This is a genomic window from Olsenella absiana, from assembly GCF_036408855.1.
Taxonomy (GTDB): Bacteria; Actinomycetota; Coriobacteriia; order Coriobacteriales; family Atopobiaceae; genus Olsenella_K; species Olsenella_K absiana.
Genome location: NZ_JAZGJQ010000001.1, coordinates 141,312 through 159,138, shown reverse-complemented (window position 1 = coordinate 159,138; position 17,827 = coordinate 141,312). Strand labels below are relative to the sequence as shown.

Genomic DNA, 17,827 nt, shown 5'->3' with positions numbered 1-17,827 from the left:
CCGCGCCCCGCTGGCGACGGTGCCACCCGCGTCACGGCCGACCGCGGCGACCGCCGCCCACCGGACCCGGCCCCCTCACTCGCCCTGCGACGCCGGCGGCGCGGCCTCGCCTGCCGCAGGTCCTTCTCCCCCCGTGGCGCCGTGCTCGCCCGCGAGGCGCGCGAGGACGAGGCGGTAGCCCCCGGCGCCGTTGTTCAGGCACTTGGACACGCGGCTCACCGTGGTCGAGCTCGCGCCGGTGCGCCTCGAGACGCTGAGGTAGGAGGCGCCCTCGCTGAGCAGGCGCGCCATCTCGAGGCGCTGCGCCAGGTCGGCGATCTCGCGCGTGGTGCAGAGGTCCAGCAGGAGCGCGCGGGCCTCGTCCGCAGACTCGAGCAGGCAGAGCGCGTCGAGGAGCCTGCTCACCTCGGCGCCTTGGGGCATGTCATCCTTGGGCATCGCGTGCACCTCCGTTCGGGACCCTGATACTTTAGCGCATTAAAGTGCCGCGTGGCGGAGAAGGACGTCTGGGGGCAGCCCGACGAGTTGCAGTTCTTTTGTGGACGCCGACGGGGCGCCCCTCCGGGGGGTAGGATACGGAACACCTGATCGTCCTTGGATGGGAGGCTCGCATGAGAGCAGTGGGGCTCTGGCTCGCGACGGCCGTCGCGGTCGCCGTCGCCGTGGCCATCGTGCCGGGGGTCGCCGTCGTCGGTGGCTCGGGGGGCCTGCTCGTGCTCGCGGCCGTGCTCGCCTTCGTGAACTCCTTCGTGCGGCCGGTCATGAGGCTCTTCGCCCTGCCTCTGACGGTGCTCACGCTTGGCCTGTTCCACTTCGTGGTCAACGCCCTCGCTCTCGAGCTCGCGAGCTATCTCGCGCTCGGCCTCTTCGGGTCCGGGGTGGTGCTGGCCTCGTTCGGCTCCGCGCTCGTGGCCTCGCTCGTGATCTCGCTCGTATCGTCGGTCTCGGAAGCGGTCCTCGGCCTGAGGTAGGACCCCAGCGTGCTGCGCGCCACCTTCACGATGGCCGCGGCGGCCTGCGTCGCGTTCTCCCTGCGCGCCGCCATGGTGCTGGCGAGCATGCCGTTCACGAGCTCGCGCATGACCTCCTTGGTCTCCTCGTCCATGGAACCCATGGAGACGAGCACCCTCTGGATGCCCTGCGGCGAGGAGGCGATCTCGTCGAGCTCCTGGGCGCCTCCCGCGCCGAGGACGTCGAAGAGCTCCTTGGTCACGCTCCTGCGCGTCGGGAGGTCGCGCGCCTGGATCCAACGGTTCAGCGTCTCGTCGGAGGCCGCCGCCTCTACGTCGAGGCCGTCGGCGCGCACGAAGCCGTCCCCCATCACCTCCCAGGTCGTGGGGTCGTGCTGGAGCACGCCGAAGGCGGTGCTCCTGACGTAGGTGCGCGGCTCCCCCACGCGGTCGAAGATCTGGCCGACCACGCTGTAGGCGGGCTGGATCCTGACGAAGCGCTCGCCGAGGACCTCGCGGGGGCCTGCCGGCACGACCTCGCGGGGCAGGCCCGGCCCGTCGTTGCTGAAGGCGCGCTCAATCCTTCCGAGAAGCCCCACCGGGCAGGCGGCGACGGCATAGGCGGCGAGGTTGCCGCCCTTGGAGTGGCCGCCCACGAAGAGCCGCCGGCCGGCGGCGCCCGGGGCCGCGAGGGCGTCCTCGAGGTAGGAGGCCGCCATCCTCTGCGCCTCCGTCACCTCGTAGGAGATCATGAAGTTCTCGCGCCAGCCGTCGAGCGAGCCGTCGGTGCCGCGGTACGCGACGTAGGTCTCGTCGCGCCCGACGTCCACCTGCAGGGCGGCGAACTGCAGGGAGCTCGCGTCGTCGGAGCGCGCCACGTAGTCGTGGGCGGAGAGGTGCGAAAACCGCCGCGACCTCGCGATCCGCTCGACCGTGGGGGGCTCGATGCGCGCGATCGAGCGCACGTAGGGCGAGAGGTCGCCGCCGGCGCGCCTGAGGAGCTCGCCCAAGGCCGCCCCGAGCGCCACGGAGCCCCCGCCGGGGCCCGGCACGATCCCGCCGAGGTCGAGGTAGGCGATGGTCGAGAGGATGAGGTTGTCGACCTCGTTCAGCGGGCGCTCGTCGAAGGAGAGGTCGCCGCGCCAGTCGAGGTAGTCGTCCATCGTGGGCATCGTGTGCCGCCTTCCGCTGGGGCCGTCTGCTACCAAAAGGCCGCCCCGAGGGGCGGCCTGGGTGTCTCGTGTGGTGTTGCGGGCCGATCGCCCGCACCGACGGGGCCTCGCTAGACCAGGGGGCCGATGCAGGTGTACGGGCTCCACTGCCTGAGGCTGTTGACCGCGACCAGGCGCCCGTTGGCGTGCAGGATCTGGCCATTGCCGATGTAGAGGGCCACGTGGCGCTCGAAGTTGCCGCCGGGGACGTTGCCCCACCAGCAGACGACGTCGCCCGGCTGGGGGTTGGACGTCGCGTTCGCCTTGGCGAGCCCGATCTGGGTCACGCTGTAGTACTGCTCCCAGCCGCCGCCACCGATCGTGATGCCGGCCTGCGCGTAGGCGTAGCCCACGAGGCCGGAGCAGTCCCAGCCCACGCCGGGGGTGTTGCTGTGGCTGTACGGGAGGCCGAGCTGCGAGGAAGCGGCAGCCACGATGGTCGCCCTCTGGGAGGCGGTCAGCCTGCCGGTGGTGGCGCTGCTCGACCCGGAGTTGGAGCCGGAGTTGCTGCCGGAGTTGGAGCTGGAACCGGAGTTGCTGCCGGAGTTCGAGCCCGAGCCGGAGTTCGAGCTGGAGCTGGAGTTAGAACCGGAGTTGGAACCGGAGCCGGAGTTCGTGCCCGAGCCGGAGTTGGAGCTGGAGCTGGAACCGCTACCGGAGCTGGAGTTGCTGCCAGAGCCCGAGTCGTCGCTGGCGCCCGAGTTGTCGCTGGCGCCGGAGCCGTTGTTAGCGCCCGAGGTCCCGGAGTCGGTGGCGGCTCCCTGCTGGCCTGCGGACTCGCCCGACGTGCCGTCCTGGAGGGAGTCCTGCGCCGCCTGGGCGGCGGCCTGGCCCTGGGCCACGGCGGCCTCGTCGGCCGCCTGGATCTGGGCCCTGAGCTCCTCGCTCAGGCCGTTCACGTAGGACTGTTGCTCGGCCTGCCTGGACGCGAGGTCGGCGGCCTCCTGCTCCTGCTGGCTCGCGAGCTGCTCCTGCTCGGCCTTCAGGGTCTCGAGCGCCGCGAGCTCGTCGTCGTACTGGCTCCTCAGGTCCTTCACGGTGTTGATGGCCGCGACGCGCTTGTCGGAGACCTGCTGCGCGTAGACCACGTTGCCGACGAAGCTCTCGAAGTCCGAGGAACCGAGCACGAGCGAGAGGAGCGTGTCGCCGCCGCCGGACTTGTAGGTGGCCGCAACGCTCTTGGCGAGCGCGTCCTGCGCCTGCTCGAGCTGCTGCTTGGTCTGCTCGGACTCCGCCTGCTTGGAGGCGTACTCCTGGTTGGTCTGGTCGAGCTGGTAGTAGGTGTCCTGGAGCTTCTCGTCCACGTCGGCGTACTTCATGGAGAGGAAGTCGAGCTGCTGGCGGGCGGCGTCCACGTCCGCCTGGGAGACTTCCGCGAGCGCGATCACCGGACTGCCCGAAGCGACGAGCGTAGCGGCGATGGCGCAGGCCGCGATTCTGGTACGGAGGGATCTCTTCATACGGTGCTTCTTCCTATGGTCAGGCACTGCCTCATGGGGCACACGCACGGATACAATCTCATAGGCGAGATGGTACCATCGTTTGCCGACAAACGCCGCATCTCCACGTCTCTGAACGGCGCGTCCGCTCGGCGCAGCCCTCGTCGAGGCCACTCGAAGGCCATTCGACACAAGAAGGCGGGGCCACCGCCCCGCAGGCGACGGCCCCGCGCGAAAGGGCCTCCGATGACGAGCGAGGACACCCGCCGGACCTCTCGTGGCGGCCCGACGGGCGCCCGTCCTTCTCCCCTACTCCATGATTTGGCGGAACATGTCCTTGACCTGCTCCGGCGTGGCCTCGCGGGGGTTCCCGGGGTAGCAGGCGTCGGCGAGGGCGTCCGCGGCGAGCTGGTCGAGGTCGGCCTCGACGAGGCCCTTGCACGTCCTGGGGATGCCCACGTCCTCTCCGAGCTTGCGCACGGCTGCGATCGCGGCGTCCGCGGCCTGCTCGTCCGTCATGCCGGAGGTGTCGATGCCCATGGCGCGGGCGATGCCGGCCTGCTTGTGGGCGGCGACGGGCTTGTTGAACTCCATCGAGATCGGCAACAGCATGGCGCAAGCGACGCCGTGGGGCGTGTCGTAGTGCGCGGAGAGCGTGTGCGCCATGGAGTGGTCGATGCCCAGGCCGACGTTGGAGAAGCCCATGCCCGCGACGTACTGCCCGAGCGCCATCTCCTCGCGGCCGTGGCCCGGCTTGCCTTCCTTGGCCTCCTTGACGGCGTCGCGCAGGTTGTGGGAGATGATCTCGATGGCCTTGTAGTGGAACATGTCGGAGAGCTCCCACGCGCCCTTGGTGGTGTAGCCCTCGATGGCGTGGGTGAGAGCGTCCATGCCGGTGGAGGCGGTGAGGCCCGCGGGCATGGAGGCCATCATGTCGGGGTCGACGACGGCGACCTCGGGGATGTCGTTGGTGTCGACGCAGACGAACTTGCGCTCGCGCTCCGGGTCGGTGATCACGTAGTTGATCGTGACCTCGGCCGCGGTGCCCGCCGTCGTCGGGACGGCGATGGTGAAGACGGCGTGCTTCTTCGTGTCCGCGACGCCCTCGAGGCTCTTGACGTCGGCGAACTCGGGGTTGTTGGCGATGGTGCCGATGGCCTTGGCGGTGTCCATGGCCGACCCGCCGCCGATCGCGACGATCGCGGAGGCGCCGGAGCGCTTGAACGCCTCGACGCCGTCCTGCACGTTCTTGATGGTGGGGTTGGGCTTGACCTCGTCGTAGAGGTCCCACTTGACGCCGGCCGCGTCCAGGAGGTCGGTGACCTTCTTGGTCACGCCGAACTTGACGAGGTCGGGGTCCGAGCTGACGAAGACGTGGTCGTAGCCGCGCCGCGAGAGCTCACCCGGGATCTCCTTGATCGCGCCTGAGCCATGATACGAGATGCCGTTGAGAACGAAACGCTGAGCCATGCTGCCTCCAAGGTATGCTTCGCCTACAGTCGAACTTTTATATGTATGCCCAAACCATACGGGCGTTATGCCCGTGAAATCGCCTATCTCAGGCATGAAAAAACGGGCCGTGGAGGCACCGCGACCCGTCACATCCGTCGTTATCGGCATGCCGCCGGAGCCCGCCCGGGACCCCGTGCGGCCGCGCGGCCCTAGCGCCGTGCGCGCACCTGCCTGCCCGCCTCCGCCTCGCGGACCGCCCGCGGCGAGGAGCGGCGCGGACCCTGGCGGCCCTGGGGCTCGTCGCCCTCCCACTCGAGGTCGAAGAAGGTGGCCCAGGGGTCCCCGCGACGCACCTCGACGCCGTAGCGCGCGTCCGAGCGCGCCTGCTCGGCGCGCATGACGTGCATGCCGAGCACGAAAAACAAGCCGGAGAAGAGCGCCGGAGCCAGCCAGAGGAGCAGGTAGAGCACGTCCGCCGCGGACGCGAGGAAGTCGATGACGCCGAGGAGGAAGATCGCGTAGACCACGAGCGTGTGCATGAGCCCGAGCCGCCACGCCGCCCTCGAGACGCTGCGCGTGCGGCGCTGCACGACCTCGCCCATGATGAAGCCGTACGGGGTCGCGCCGATGGCGAAGGGCAGCAGGAAGAGGAAGGCCCAGTGGCCGCGCACGAGCCCGCCGGCCCCCTGGAGGAGCGGCCCGGCCGCCGATAGCGCCGCGAGGACCAGATACGAGACCCACAGCGGCATGAGCTTTCTGAACGTCTTGCCCATCTCCACCTCGCTTTGCACGTGAACACCAAGAGCATATGACAAAAGCCGGAGGCAGCCACCCGACTTTCGTCGTACGCCAAAACTATCCCGCATTTTCCCGCGGACGCACCGGACCCGGTGCGCCGGCCCCAGGCGCGCCCGTGCTGCCCGAAGCCCGGCGCCCCGCCCGGCGACGCGCCCGGCGCGGTATCCTACCCAGCGTCACAGGGGCCGGACGGGCCCGGGGCCGCGGAGACGGCGGCGGACCAGAGCGGGAGGGCGCACATGAAGCGGATTCTCATCGTCGCGACGGGCGGCACCATCGCCTCCACGCAGGACGGCCACGGGCTGGCACCCTCGGTCACGGGTCGCGAGCTGGCCGAGCAGGTGCCCCTGATCGCGGAGCTCTGCGAGCTGGACTTCGTGCAGCCGATGAACATCGACAGCACCAACATGCGCCCCCGGGACTGGCTGCGCCTCGCCGCCCTCGTCGACGAGGCCTGGGACGACTACGACGGCTTCGTCGTCCTCCACGGCACGGACACGATGGCCTACACGGCCGCGGCCCTCTCCTACCTCGTCCAGGGGAGCGAGAAGCCCATCGTGCTGACCGGCTCCCAGCAGCCGATGGCGAGCCCCTTCACGGACGCCAAGCTAAACCTCTACCAGTCGGTCCTCTACGCCTGCGACGACGGGAGCCGCGACGTCTCCGTGGTCTTCGGCGGCAAGGCGATCGCGGGCACCCGCGCCCACAAGCAGCGCACGATGAGCTTCAACGCCTTCACGAGCACCAACTACCCCTCGCTCGCCTACATCAGGAACGACCGCATCGTCCGCGCCGCGGGCCTCGGACGCCTCGCGCCCGAGGCGCCGCGGGAGCGCCCGAAGTTCTTCGGCAGGCTGGACGGCCGGGTCATCGTGCTCAAGCTTACGCCGGGCCTCGCGCCGGGCGTCCTCGAGCTGCTCAAGCGCGACTACGACGCCCTCGTGGTCGAGACCTTCGGCATCGGCGGCATCCCCGCCTACGGCGGGGTCTGGGAGCGGGCCATCTTCGACTGGGTCGGGGGCGGGCGGACGCTCGTCGTCACGACGCAGGTGCCCGAGGAGGGCCTCGACCTCGGCGTCTACGAGGTGGGCCGGCCCTACGCCAACCACCCGGGCATCCTCAGGGGCGGCGACATGACCACCGAGGCCCTCGTCGCCAAGACGATGTGGGTCCTCGGGCAGACGCGCGACCCCGACGAGGTCGCGCGCCTCTTCTACCGGCCCGTCAACTTCGACCGCAGCGAGGGCTAGCGAGCGTCCCTACAGCGTGCGCAGGGCGTCGACGAGCGCGGTCTTGTCCGAGGTCCTCTCGTCCTTCTGCTTGATGACGCGCGCCGGGCAGCCGGCGACGACGGCGTTGGGGGGCACGTCGGAGATCACAACGGCGCCGGCCGCGACCACGGCGCCCGCGCCCACGCGGCAGCCCTCGATCACGACGGCGTTCGCCCCGATGAGCACCCCGTCCTCGATGACGACGGGGGTGGCGCTGGCGGGCTCCACCACGCCCGCGAGCACGGTGCCGGCGCCGATGTGGCACCTCTTGCCCACGATGGCGCGACCGCCCAGGACGGCACCCATGTCGATCATGGTGCCCTCCCCCACGACGGCGCCGACGTTGATCACGGCGCCCATCATGATCACGGCGTTGTCGCCTATCTCGACCCGGTCGCGGATGATGGCGCCCGGCTCGATGCGCGCGTTCACGCCCTTCACGTCGAGCAGCGGCACGCCGGAGTTCCTCCTGTCGGCCTCCACCACGAGGTCCTCGACCTTGTCCGCCGCCTCCTCGAGCACGGGCGCGAGCTCCGTCCAGTCGCAGAAGACGACCTTGCTCGCACCGTCGCCGAAGACGTGGGCCGAGGCGGGGTAGGCGACCGAGCCCGCCTCGCGCTCCCTGACGTAGGCCTTCACGGGCGTCTTCTTGGGCGCCGTGGCGATGTAGTCGATGATTTCCTGTGCGTCCATATGTCTCCCCCAGGTCCTGCTCGTCCGCCTACTCGGCGAACATCAGCTCGTCGAAGGTGTAGAAGCCCGGCTCGCGCGCCACCAGCCGCTTCGCCGCGGCGATGGCGCCGGTGACGAAGATCTGGCGCGAGCTCGCGCGGTGTGTGAGGCAGAGCTCCTCGTCCGTGCCGAAGAGGTGCACCTCGTGGGTCCCGGCAACGGTGCCGCCGCGCAGGCTGTGCATGCCGACCTCGCCCTTCGGACGGGCGCCGACCATGCCCTGCCGCCCGTAGGCGACCGTGCGCTCGCCCGCGGGGTCGACCTCGCGCAGCAGCATCTCCGCCGTGCCGGACGGGGCGTCGGCCTTCTGGGCGTGGTGGGTCTCGACGATCTCCACGTCCCAGCCGGGCAGCGCCTCCGCCGCGAGCCTGGTCGCGTGGCGCAGCACGGCGACGCCGAGGGAGTAGTTGCCGGACCAGATCACCTGGGTGGCCTCTCCCAGGGCGCGCACCTCGGCGAGCTCCCCCTCGGAGAAGCCCGTCGTGCCCAGGAGGAGCGCCGCGCGAGAGCGACGGACGTAGGCCAGGGTATGCGGGAGGGCGTCCCTGTTGGAGAAGTCGATGACGAGGTCGGCCGCAGGGGCCTCGTCGTCGAGCTCGGAGACGTTGGTGACGTCGTAGGTCCCCGCGAGCTCGAGGTCCTTGTCGGCCTCTATCGCCTGGGAGAGCAGCGTGCCCATGCGACCGCTGCCGACGAGGATGACCCTAGTCAACGAGACCAGCCCCCCTCATGGCCGCGACGAGCCGCTCGCGGCCCGCGTCCGAGATGGTGGTGAGCGGCAGGCGGAGCCCGGCGGGGATGAGCCCCATCAGGTTGAGGGCGGCCTTCACCGGGATGGGGTTGACCTCGCAGAAGAGGGCGTGGACGAGGTCGAGGCCGTCGAGCTGGTAGCGCAGGGCGCGCCCGGTGTCGCCCGCGAGGTAGCTCTCCACCATGTCGTGGACGACGGTGGGCTGCACGTTGGCCCACACGGAGATGACGCCCGAGCCGCCGAGCGACATGATCGGGACCACCATGTCATCGTTGCCGCTGAAGAGCCTGAAGGTCGGCGAGACGTACTTGGCGACGCTCGTCGCGTAGGAGATGGAGCCGGAGGCCTCCTTGATGCCCATGGCCCTGGGGTGCTCGCACAGGCGCGCGACGTTGCGCTCGCTGATGGAGCAGCCCGTGCGGCTGGGGACGTTGTAGAGGATGCACGGCACGTCCACCTGGTCGAGGACGGTGGTGAAGTGGCGGTAGATGCCCTCCTCGTTGGACTTGTTGTAGTAGGGCGTGATCAGCAGCAGGCCGTCCACGCCGATCATCTGGAGGCTCCTGGCCTTGTTGAGCGACTCCTTGGTGGAGTTGGAGCCCGCGCCGCCGATGACGGGGACGCGCCCGTTCACGCGGTTGACGACGTGCTGGGCCACGGCGACGTCCTCGGCGTCGGTCATGGTCGCGGACTCCCCCGTCGTGCCCAGCACGAGGATGCCGTCGGTCTTGTTCTCGAGGTGGAAGTCGACCAGGCGGTCGAGCGCGCCGAAGTCGATCTCGCCGTCCTCGGTGAACGGCGTGACCAGGGCCACGATCGAGCCCGTGAGGTCGTTGATGTCTGCCATTGTCTCCCCTTTCCCTGGCGCCACGGCCAGCCGTGGCGCGCTTCCTGCCAGTCGTGCCCGCGCCGTTGGCGCTAGAGGCGCGCCAGGATGGCGCGGCCCTCGGGCGTGACGTCGAGCGTGGCGAAGTAGTCGGCCGGCGTCTCCGCGCGGCGGATGAGGCTCACCGCGCCGTCCTCGCCGAGGAGCAGCTCGGCGGAGCGGAGCCTGCCGTTGTAGTTGAACCCCATGGAGTGGCCGTGGGCCCCCGCGTCGTGGACGAAGAGCAGGTCGCCCACACCGCACTCGGGCAGCGCCCGATCCCAGGCGAACTGGTCGCCGTTCTCGCACAGGCCGCCCGTCACGTTGTAGGTGCGAGCCGCCGGCTCGTCCTCCCTGCCCATCACGGTGACGTGGTGGTAGGCGCCGTACATCATGGGGCGCAGCAGGTTGGCCGCGCACGCGTCCACTCCCAGGTAGTCCTTGTAGGTGCGCTTCTCGTGGATGACGCGCGTCACGAGCGCGCCCGCCGGGGCCAGGAGCCAGCGGCCGAGCTCGCTCATGACCCTGAGGTCGCCCATGCCCGCGGGCACGAGGATGCGCTCGAAGGCCTCGCGCACCCCCTCGCCGATGGCGGAGATGTCGCAGGGCCGCTGGTCGGGCTCGTAGGCGACACCCACGCCGCCCGAGAGGTCGCAGAACGCCACGTGCACGCCGAGCCTCCCCGAGAGCTCGGCCGCGAGCGAGAAGAGCTGCTCGGCCAGGCGCGGGTAGTAGTCGTCGCCGAGGGTGTTGGAGGCGAGGAAGGCGTGGAGCCCGAAGTGCCGCACGCCCTGGGCGGCGAGCTCCTCGAAGGCGCGCTCGACCTGCTCCCTCGTCATCCCGAACTTGGAGTCCTTGGGGCTGCCGATGATGCCGTTGGCGCTCTCGAACTCGCCGCCCGGGTTGAAGCGGCAGCACACGGTCTCGGGGAAGGGGCCGACGTTGTCGCGCCAGAAGGCGAGCATGTCAAAGGAGTCGAAGTTGACGAGGGCGCCCATGTCGCGCGCGAGGCGATAGTCCTCGGCGGGGGTGTCGTTGGAGGAGAGCATGACGTCGTGGCCGGAGACGCCGCAGGCGTCCGCGAGCAGGAGCTCCGTGCCCGTCGCGCAGTCGCAGCCGCAGCCCTCCTCCGCCAGGATGGAGACGATCCTGGGGTTGGGCGTCGCCTTGACGGCGAAGTACTCCTTGAAGCCCTCGTTCCACGAGAAGGCGTCGTAGAGGGCGCGCGCCCTCTCGCGGATGAGCCTCTCGCTGTAGAGGTAGAAGGGGGTGGGGTAGCTCCGGGCGATGTCCTCGAGCTGCTCCTTCGTGACGAACGGGCGCTTTGTCCCCACGCCTCCGGCCGCGGCGGCGCGCTCCGGCGCCCCTGCCTCGCCTCGTGCCATGACGCTCTCCCTCCGATCCGGCAAGCAGGCGGCTGGCTTACCTGCGAGGCTCCGGAGGGGAGTGTGGCTCGCCGTAAGATAGCGCACCTGCAGCATCCTGCAGACAGTCATGGGGGTCTTTCCCACATGCCCACCCGCACGCCGCGCCCGGCGCGCAGATTCGGCGAACCTCGCCTCCCACGGGGTCCCGGCCTGCCGGCTCGCCCGCGCTCTTCGTGCTCGCTCCTCTATCGTGCGCATCACACTACCACGCGCCGGGACAAGGCGCCAGGCGCGCCATCCGTTGGAAACACGGGCGCCACGAAGCCCACACCGGGCGGCGCCTGTCCCGGGGCCGGGCGCCGCCGGCAGGCGCGGGAACGTGACCGCCGCACCGGCCCGCGCCTACGCGATCCGGACGAGCCGCTCGTAGACCTCGAGACCGCGCATGAGGACGGCCTCGTCGAAGTCGAAGGCGTCCGAGTGCAGGGGCGTGCCCGTGCCGGTCCCGAGCAGGAGGAAGACGCCCGGCAGGTAGCGCTGGTACCACGCGAAGTCCTCGGCGATGAGCAGGGGCTCTGCGAGCCCGACGAGGCCGGGCACGGCCGAGGCCACCAGCCCGAAGAGCGCCTCGTCGTTCGTGACCGGCGGGTAGCCCTCCGAGAAGCGGACCTCGGCCGCGCAGCCGAGGCGCGCCGCGGCCGCGGCCGCCACCTCGGGCAGCTCGCGGCGGCAGCGCTCGCCCATCGCCACGGAGAAGGTCCTCAGGCTCCCCTCCAGGCGCGTGAGGTCGCTCACCTGGTTGCGCACAGTCCCGGAGGTGGCGTGCCCGAAGCGCAGCAGGCAGGGCTCCTCCGTCCGTCGCTCGTCCATGTACGCGTAGCAGTCGAGCAGGACGTGCGCGGCCGCCTCGAGTGCGTCCCTGCCCTGCTCGGCCTTCGCGATGTGGCTCGAGACGCCGCGCACGGCGACGTCGACCTCGTTGCTGGCGGCGAGCAGCGCGCCCGGCCTGCTCGCCACCTGTCCGGCAGGGAGGTCGGGCCAGAGGTGGAAGCCGAAGATCCTGTCCACGCCGAGGCGCTCGAAGACGCCGGACTCGCAGACGACCTTGGCGCCGCCCGTGGTCTCCTCGGCCGGCTGGAAGACCACGAGCACGCTCCTGGGCAGCTCGTCCAGGTGGAGCGCCAGGTGGCGGGCCAGCCCGAGCGCCATGGCCATGTGGCCGTCGTGACCGCAGGCGTGCATCCTGCCAGCGTGCTCGCTCTGGAAGGCGACCCCGGTCCTCTCCGTGACGGGCAGGGCGTCCATGTCGGTTCGCACGGCGCAGGCCCGCTCGGTGCCGCGGTCGAAGAGGCAGCACAGGGTGGAGCGGCAGGGCGAGAAGACCCTCACGCGCGGATCGGCCTCGAGCGGCCGGAGCTGATCCAGGACGTAGGCGAGCGTCTCGTCGAGGTCGAAGTCCAGCTCGGGGATGCGGTGCAGGTCGCGGCGGTAGCGGGTGAGCAGCTCGAGATCGGGCTCCCTGATCTCCTCGCTCATCGGCGCTCGCCCCCCTCCGCGCGCAGCGCCCCCACGAAGCCCGCCAGGCGAGCGAGCCCCTCCTCGAGGGTCTCGCGGTCGCACGCGAAGCTCAGGCGCACGTAGCCCTCCACGCCGAAGAACACGCCGGGGACGAGGGCGACGCCCGCCTCCAGGATCGCGCGCTCGCAGAACTCCTCGGACCCGAGGCCGAGGGCGGAGACGGACGGGAAGGCGTAGAAGGCGCCCTCGGGCTCGACGAGGGGCAGGCCCATGCGCTCGAGGGCCGCGACCGTGAGGTCGCGCCTCTCCCGGTAGGAGTCTCGCATCGGACGCACGTCCCACTCGAGCGCGCGGAGCGCAGCGTGCTGGACGAAGGCGGGCACCGAGCTCACGAGGTACTGGTGGACCTTGCTCGCCTGCGCCGCCAGCTCCGGCCGGGCCAGGAGCCACCCCAGCCGCCAGCCGGTCATGGCCCAGGGCTTGGAGAAGCTGCCCGCCACGAGCACGCGGTCGGAAAGCTCCGGGTGACGTGCGGAGAAGCGCTGGTAGGAGCTGGCATAGACGAGGCTCTCGTAGACGTCGTCGCAGATCACGAAAAGGTCGTGCTCGGCCGCGGCACAGGCCACCGCGTCGAGGCTCGCGGCGTCGAGAACGCAGCCCGTGGGGTTGTTGGGCGAGCAGAGCACGATGGCCTTGGTCCTCCCCGTGACCTTGGCCTCGAGGGCCTCGCGGCTCACCTGGAAACCGGCGGGCGCGGTGTCGAGCGCGACGGGCACGCCACGCACGAGGGTGGTCAGGGACTCGTAGAGCGAGAAGGCCGGCGTGGGGATCACGACCTCGTCCCCCGGCTCGAGGACGACCGTGAGGGCCACTGCCAGCGCCTCGGTCGCCCCGCAAGTCACGATCACTCCCTCGGAGTCGGCGACGTCGGCGGGCACGCCGCGGGCGCGCTCGCGGCGCGCGATCGCCTCCCTGAGCCAGGGGTAGCCGTTGTTGGGCGGGTAATGCGTGAGCCCGCGGTCGAGGTCGCGGGCGACCTCCACCCTCACGGGCGCCGGCGTGTCCTCCCCCGGCTCGCCGAGCGTGAGCGACACGCAACCCGGCGTGCGCGCGGCGAGCGCCGAGAAGCGGCGGATGCCCGAGAGGCGGAGCTTCTCGAGCTGAGAGTTGGTCTTCAAGGCCACATTTACCTCCCTGTTGAGACTCTGTGACGTCCCCGGTTCATCAAACGTGATAGATTATTGATGAATAGAATCAACAAGTCATCGATTGTCGGGAGGCGCCTCCCAGGAGGGCCTCCTACGTTACTCCATACACCACGCGGTGCCATGGGGTGACGCCGACGATGGTGGTTTCATCAGCTGTCAACGAAAGGGGTCTCCATGAGCGTCACGGGCTTCGCACTCGCATACCCCCCGCAGGCACAGGAGGCACGGAGACCCACCCATCGCGCGCGACCGCTGTCGACTCCCGAAGGACGCGATAATGAGTAAGAAGATTGTTGCCTTGTACTCGCCTGGGGACGACAGGCTCGTCGTGTGGTTCGAGCCCGGAGAGATCAGGGAGCTCCACATCGCCCGGCTCCTCGAGCAGGAGGGGTGGGAGGCCGCCCGCGAGAACCCGGAGTCCCTGCCCGACGTCTCCATCATGGCGGGCGGGGTCGGGCTCGAGGCCGGCGAGGGCCTCAGGATCTACGCCGACGAGGTCTACGGGCTCAGCTCGGAGGTGGACCTCATCGAGTGCGAGAAGCAGCGCCTCATCAGCGACCTCACGGCGGCCCGCCGGGCAGCCGGCTTCTCGCAGACGCGCCTCGGCGCGGCGGCCGGCATCCACCAGCCCGTCATCTCGCGCATCGAGAGCGGCGACATCGCCCCGCAGGTGAACACCCTCTTCAAGCTCCTCGCCCCCATGGGCAAGACGCTCGCGATCGTGGACCTCGAGTAGGAGCCCGCCCGTAAGGAAGGGCGTGCGACCGCCATGGGTCGGCGGCCGCACGCCCTTCTCGCCCAGCGCCTCCTGGCGCCGGACACCTACTGTTCGAGCCTCGCGGCGAGGAGCTGGTTGAAGAGCTTGGGGTTGCCCTTGACGCCCGCGCCCTTGGAGGCCTTCATGCACTGGCCGACGAGGAAGCCCAGGACCTTCCTGTTGCCCTCGCGGTACTGCCGCACCTGGTCCGTGCAGCGCGCGAGCACCTCGTCCACGACCGGCTCGAGGGCGCCGGCGTCCGTGCTCTGGCGCATCCCGCGCTCGTCGACGACCTTCGCCGGGTCCTCGCCGGTGCCGTCGACGGCCTCGAGCACCTCGCGCGCCTGGGCGAACGTGATCGCGTCCGCCGCGAGCAGCCCGGAGACGGAGGCGACCTGCGCGGCCGTGAGCCCCTTGAAGGCGGGCAGCAGATTCACGACGACGTTCGCCACCGTCGGGCGCACCTTGTCCTCGACGGCGGAGCAGGCCTCCTCGAAGAGCGCTGCCGTCGCGGGGTCTCCGGCGATCTGCGCCGCGTCGACGCGCTTGAGGCCCATCTCGGACACGTAGCGGTCCCTCTTGGCGTCCGGCAGCTCCGGGATGCGCGCGCGGCACCCCTCGATGAAGTCGTCCGTGAGGTCGAAGGGGGCGAGGTCCGGGTCGGGCATCATCCGGTAGTCGTCGGCCGTCTCCTTGACGCGCATCACGATGGTGCGCTTGCGGTTGGGCTCCCAGTGGCGCGTCTCCTGGTAGATGACGCCGCCCTCCTCCAGCACCTCCGCCTGGCGGCGGATCTCGTACTCGAGGCCGTCGTGGAGGCTCTTGAAGGAGTTGATGTTCTTGAGCTCCGTCTTGGTGCCCAGCCCGCGCGTGCCGCGCCGCCTGAGGCTCACGTTGCCGTCGCAGCGCATCGAGCCGCTCTCGAGCGAGCAGTCCGAGATGCCGAGGGTGCGGAACGTCTGCTGGAGCTTCTCCATGAACAGGCGGGCCTCCTCGGGCGTTCGTAGGTCGGGCTCGGTGACGAGCTCGATCAGGGGCGTGCCGCAGCGGTTGTAGTCGACGAGGGACTCGGTCGCGCTGGCGATCCTGCCCTCCTCGCCGCCCACGTGCACCATCTTGGCGGCGTCCTCCTCCATGTGGATGCGAAGGATCCTGATGGGCACGGTGTAGGAGCCGTCGTCCGCCTTGTGGACCACGACGGGGTTCGCCTCGTCGTGCGCGCTCACCGTGTCGGTCCCCGTCTCCACGCCGTCCGGGCGCTCCTTGGCGCCCTCGCCGGAGACCTCCAGGTCGAGGTGGCCGTACATGCAGAACGCGACCGGGCCCTGGGTGGTCTGGAAGTTCTTCGACATGTCAGGGTAGAAGTAGTGCTTGCGGTAGAACATCGAGTGCTTCTGGATCTGGCAGTTGGTCGCCAGGCCCGCCATCACGATGCTCTGGATGGCCTTCCGGTTGGGGACCGGGAGGGCGCCCGGCATGCCGAGGCAGACGGGGCACACGTTGGTGTTGGGCGCGTCGTCGTGGCTGAGCCTGCAGTTGCAGAACATCTTCGTCTCGAGCGTGGTCAGCTCGGTGTGGACCTCCAGGCCGATGACGGCCTCCCAGTCCTCGAGCACCTCCGTAAGGCTCCTCACTAGAGCTCGCCCCCCTTCCCGGCGAAGGCGGGGGCGACCTTGCCCCTCGCGTCGAACGCGCGCTCGATGGCGCGCGCGAACCTCAGCAGCCTGCGGTCCGAGAAGGCAGGCCCCTGCAGCTGGGCGGACACGGGAAGCCCCGAGTCCTCCCCGAGGCCGAGCGGGACGGAGACGCCGCCGTTGCCGGCGATGTTGTTGGAGATCGTGTACATGTCCGAGAGGTACATCTGCGTCGGGTCGGAGATCTCGCCGAAGCGGAAGGCCGTCCTCGGGGACGCCGGCATGAGGATCACGTCGCAGGCCTCGTAGGCGCGCGCGTAGTCCTGGGTAATCAGGGTCCTGACCTGCTGCGCCGGGTAGTAGTACTGGTCGTAGACGCCCGAGGCGAGCAGGTAGGCACCGAGCATCTGGCGCCGCTTGGCCTCCTCGCCGAAGCCGTGGGCCCGCGAGAGCGCCGTCTGCTCGGCGAGCGTGGCGCAGCCCGGCTCCTGGTAGCCGTAGCGGACGCCGTCGAAGCGTGCGAGGTTCGAGAAGGCCTCGCAGGGCGCGATCACGTAGTAGGCCGAGATGGAGCTCGCCATGTTGGGGAGCTCGACCTCCACGATCCTCGCGCCCTGGTCCTCGAGGGCGCGCTCGGCGGCCTCGATCGCGTGCCTGACCTCGTCGGTCAGGCCCTCCGCCTCCATGAGAGAGGGGATCACGCCGACGGTCGCGCCCTCGATCGGGTCCTCGAGGTGCTCGAGGAAGTCGACCGAGCAGTCCTGGCTCGTGGAGTCGTACGGGTCGCGGCCGCCCGCCGTCAGGGCGCACATCGCGAGCGCGACGTCCTCGACGCTGCGGCCGAAGGGGCCGACCTGGTCGAGCGAGGAGCCGAAGGCCACGACCCCGTAGCGCGAGACCGCCCCGTAGGTGGGCTTGAGCCCCACGACGCCGCAGAAGCTCGCGGGCTGGCGGATGGAGCCGCCGGTGTCCGAGCCCAGGGCGAGGGTGACCTCGCCGGACGCGACCGAGGCGGCCGACCCGCCGGAGGAGCCGCCTGGGACGCGGGTGGTGTCCCAGGGGTTGTAGGTGCAGTGGAAGGCGGAGGACTCGGTGGAGGACCCGAACGCGAACTCGTCCATGTTCGTCTTGCCCACGGGCGTCGCGCCCGCGTCGAGCATGCGCTGTACACAGGTAGCCGTGAACTTGGAGTCGTAGTTCTCGAGCATCCTCGAGGCGCAGGTGGTCCTCGTTCCCACGAGGTGCATGTTGTCCTTGAAGGCGACGGGGACGCCCGCAAGCGGCCCCAGGGGCTCGCCCGCCGCGCGCCTGCGGTCGGTCTCGGCCGCGGCAGCCAGCGCCAGGTCGCGCGAGACCTCGAGGAAGGCCTGGACCTCGCCCTCGCGCGCGTCGATGGCGTCGAGGGAGGCCCGCGCCACCTCGGTGGCGGAGAAGCTCCCGTCCGCGACGCCGCGCGCGATCTGCGCGCTGCTCAGCTCGTCGAGGCTCGCCATCAGCGGTCACCCCCGTCGTTGCCAAGGATCGAGGGCACGCGGAAGTAGCGGTCGCGCTTGGCACCGGCGTTCGCGAGGGCCGTGTCGATGTCGAGCGCGCGCACGGAGTCGTCCACGACGTCCTCCCCCATCACGTTGGAGAGGTCCCCGATGGGATGGAAGGTGGGCTCGACGCCCTCGAGGTCGTACTCGCGTATCGGCTGGAGAATCTGCACGGTCTCGTTCATGTACCGGCACATCTCCTCGAGCTCCTCGTCGTCGAGGGCGATGCGGGCGTAGTCCGCTATGCCCGCGACGTCCTGCTTGCTGAGAGCCATGGACTCTCCTCTCAGTCTTAGTCCGTAAGGTGGTTTGCAAGGGCCATTCTAGCGAATGGGCGCG

Annotated in this window: 16 protein-coding genes, 1 pseudogene and 1 riboswitch; of the genes and pseudogenes, 3 read left to right on the top strand and 14 right to left on the bottom strand. The window is 70.2% G+C overall.

Translation table 11 applies throughout. The features are described from left to right. Positions 1 to 75: 75 nt before the first annotated feature. Entirely contained in the window at positions 76 to 438 is a 363-nt protein-coding gene (locus VXJ25_RS00670; RefSeq protein WP_330957280.1) for a YerC/YecD family TrpR-related protein, read from the bottom strand. 173 nt (positions 439 to 611) lie between these two features. Between VXJ25_RS00670 and VXJ25_RS00665 the strand changes: the two genes are divergently transcribed. After that, on the top strand, positions 612 to 971 hold the full coding sequence (locus VXJ25_RS00665) for a phage holin family protein (protein ID WP_330957279.1): 360 nt from the start codon (positions 612 to 614) through the stop codon (positions 969 to 971). Positions 972 to 1,204: 233 nt separating this feature from the next. On the opposite strand, the pseudogene VXJ25_RS00660 reads toward VXJ25_RS00665, so the two are convergent. The 4 genes and pseudogenes from VXJ25_RS00660 to VXJ25_RS00645 form a co-directional block, all read right to left on the bottom strand. Continuing rightward, positions 1,205 to 2,113 (bottom strand): annotated as a pseudogene (locus VXJ25_RS00660) (Mbeg1-like protein); the annotation flags it as partial. Positions 2,114 to 2,232: 119 nt separating this feature from the next. Then, positions 2,233 to 3,621, bottom strand: a complete 1,389-nt coding sequence (locus VXJ25_RS00655) for a C40 family peptidase (RefSeq protein WP_330957278.1) — start codon at positions 3,619 to 3,621, stop codon at positions 2,233 to 2,235. Positions 3,622 to 3,909: 288 nt separating this feature from the next. After that, entirely contained in the window at positions 3,910 to 5,070 is a 1,161-nt protein-coding gene (gene fucO / locus VXJ25_RS00650; protein ID WP_330957277.1) for a lactaldehyde reductase, read from the bottom strand. A 191-nt stretch (positions 5,071 to 5,261) separates the two neighbouring features. Next, positions 5,262 to 5,825, bottom strand: coding sequence for a hypothetical protein (locus VXJ25_RS00645; RefSeq protein ID WP_330957276.1), 564 nt, complete (start codon positions 5,823 to 5,825; stop codon positions 5,262 to 5,264). 264 nt (positions 5,826 to 6,089) lie between these two features. Here VXJ25_RS00645 and VXJ25_RS00640 point away from each other — a divergent pair, with 264 nt between their 5' ends. Further along, on the top strand, positions 6,090 to 7,100 hold the full coding sequence (locus VXJ25_RS00640) for an asparaginase (RefSeq protein ID WP_330957275.1): 1,011 nt from the start codon (positions 6,090 to 6,092) through the stop codon (positions 7,098 to 7,100). Positions 7,101 to 7,109: 9 nt separating this feature from the next. On the opposite strand, the gene dapD is transcribed toward VXJ25_RS00640, so the two are convergent. The 6 genes from dapD to VXJ25_RS00610 all read right to left on the bottom strand — a co-directional run bounded on the left by dapD (position 7,110) and on the right by VXJ25_RS00610 (position 13,538). Continuing rightward, complete coding sequence (dapD, locus tag VXJ25_RS00635) at positions 7,110 to 7,814, bottom strand: 2,3,4,5-tetrahydropyridine-2,6-dicarboxylate N-acetyltransferase (RefSeq protein ID WP_330957274.1); 705 nt, start codon at positions 7,812 to 7,814, stop codon at positions 7,110 to 7,112. Positions 7,815 to 7,842: 28 nt separating this feature from the next. Then, positions 7,843 to 8,565, bottom strand: coding sequence for a 4-hydroxy-tetrahydrodipicolinate reductase (dapB, locus tag VXJ25_RS00630; protein WP_330957273.1), 723 nt, complete (start codon positions 8,563 to 8,565; stop codon positions 7,843 to 7,845). Then, on the bottom strand, positions 8,558 to 9,451 hold the full coding sequence (gene dapA, locus VXJ25_RS00625; protein ID WP_330957272.1) for a 4-hydroxy-tetrahydrodipicolinate synthase: 894 nt from the start codon (positions 9,449 to 9,451) through the stop codon (positions 8,558 to 8,560). Before dapA ends, dapB begins: the two co-directional genes overlap by 8 nt. Before the next feature lie 71 nt (positions 9,452 to 9,522). Continuing rightward, positions 9,523 to 10,854 (bottom strand): diaminopimelate decarboxylase family protein, encoded by a 1,332-nt coding sequence (locus VXJ25_RS00620; protein WP_330957271.1) that lies wholly within the window; start codon positions 10,852 to 10,854, stop codon positions 9,523 to 9,525. A 71-nt stretch (positions 10,855 to 10,925) separates the two neighbouring features. After that, positions 10,926 to 11,092, bottom strand: a riboswitch (Lysine riboswitch). Positions 11,093 to 11,238: 146 nt separating this feature from the next. Further along, the gene (locus VXJ25_RS00615; protein ID WP_330957270.1) at positions 11,239 to 12,372 is read right to left on the bottom strand and encodes an amidohydrolase; all 1,134 of its coding nucleotides are present in this window, start codon (positions 12,370 to 12,372) and stop codon (positions 11,239 to 11,241) included. Then, positions 12,369 to 13,538: a pyridoxal phosphate-dependent aminotransferase gene (locus VXJ25_RS00610; protein WP_330957269.1), complete on the bottom strand. Its 1,170-nt coding sequence runs from the start codon at positions 13,536 to 13,538 to the stop codon at positions 12,369 to 12,371. The genes VXJ25_RS00615 and VXJ25_RS00610 overlap by 4 nt, the downstream gene beginning before the upstream one ends. A 301-nt stretch (positions 13,539 to 13,839) precedes the next feature. Between VXJ25_RS00610 and VXJ25_RS00605 the strand changes: the two genes are divergently transcribed. Then, a complete protein-coding gene (locus tag VXJ25_RS00605; RefSeq protein WP_330957268.1) occupies positions 13,840 to 14,298 on the top strand; it encodes a helix-turn-helix domain-containing protein in 459 nt (152 codons plus the stop codon). A gap of 86 nt (positions 14,299 to 14,384) precedes the next feature. Here VXJ25_RS00605 and gatB read toward each other — a convergent pair whose 3' ends face one another. The 3 genes from gatB to gatC are packed head-to-tail and all read right to left on the bottom strand — an operon-like array spanning position 14,385 to position 17,763. Continuing rightward, a complete protein-coding gene (gene gatB / locus VXJ25_RS00600) occupies positions 14,385 to 15,953 on the bottom strand; it encodes an Asp-tRNA(Asn)/Glu-tRNA(Gln) amidotransferase subunit GatB (RefSeq protein WP_330957267.1) in 1,569 nt (522 codons plus the stop codon). Next, on the bottom strand, positions 15,953 to 17,446 hold the full coding sequence (gene gatA / locus VXJ25_RS00595) for an Asp-tRNA(Asn)/Glu-tRNA(Gln) amidotransferase subunit GatA (RefSeq protein WP_330957266.1): 1,494 nt from the start codon (positions 17,444 to 17,446) through the stop codon (positions 15,953 to 15,955). Before gatA ends, gatB begins: the two co-directional genes overlap by 1 nt. Next, positions 17,446 to 17,763 carry an Asp-tRNA(Asn)/Glu-tRNA(Gln) amidotransferase subunit GatC gene (gene gatC, locus VXJ25_RS00590; RefSeq protein ID WP_330957265.1) on the bottom strand — a complete coding sequence of 106 codons (318 nt, stop codon included), beginning with the start codon at positions 17,761 to 17,763 and terminating at the stop codon, positions 17,446 to 17,448. Before gatC ends, gatA begins: the two co-directional genes overlap by 1 nt. Positions 17,764 to 17,827 lie beyond the last annotated feature (64 nt).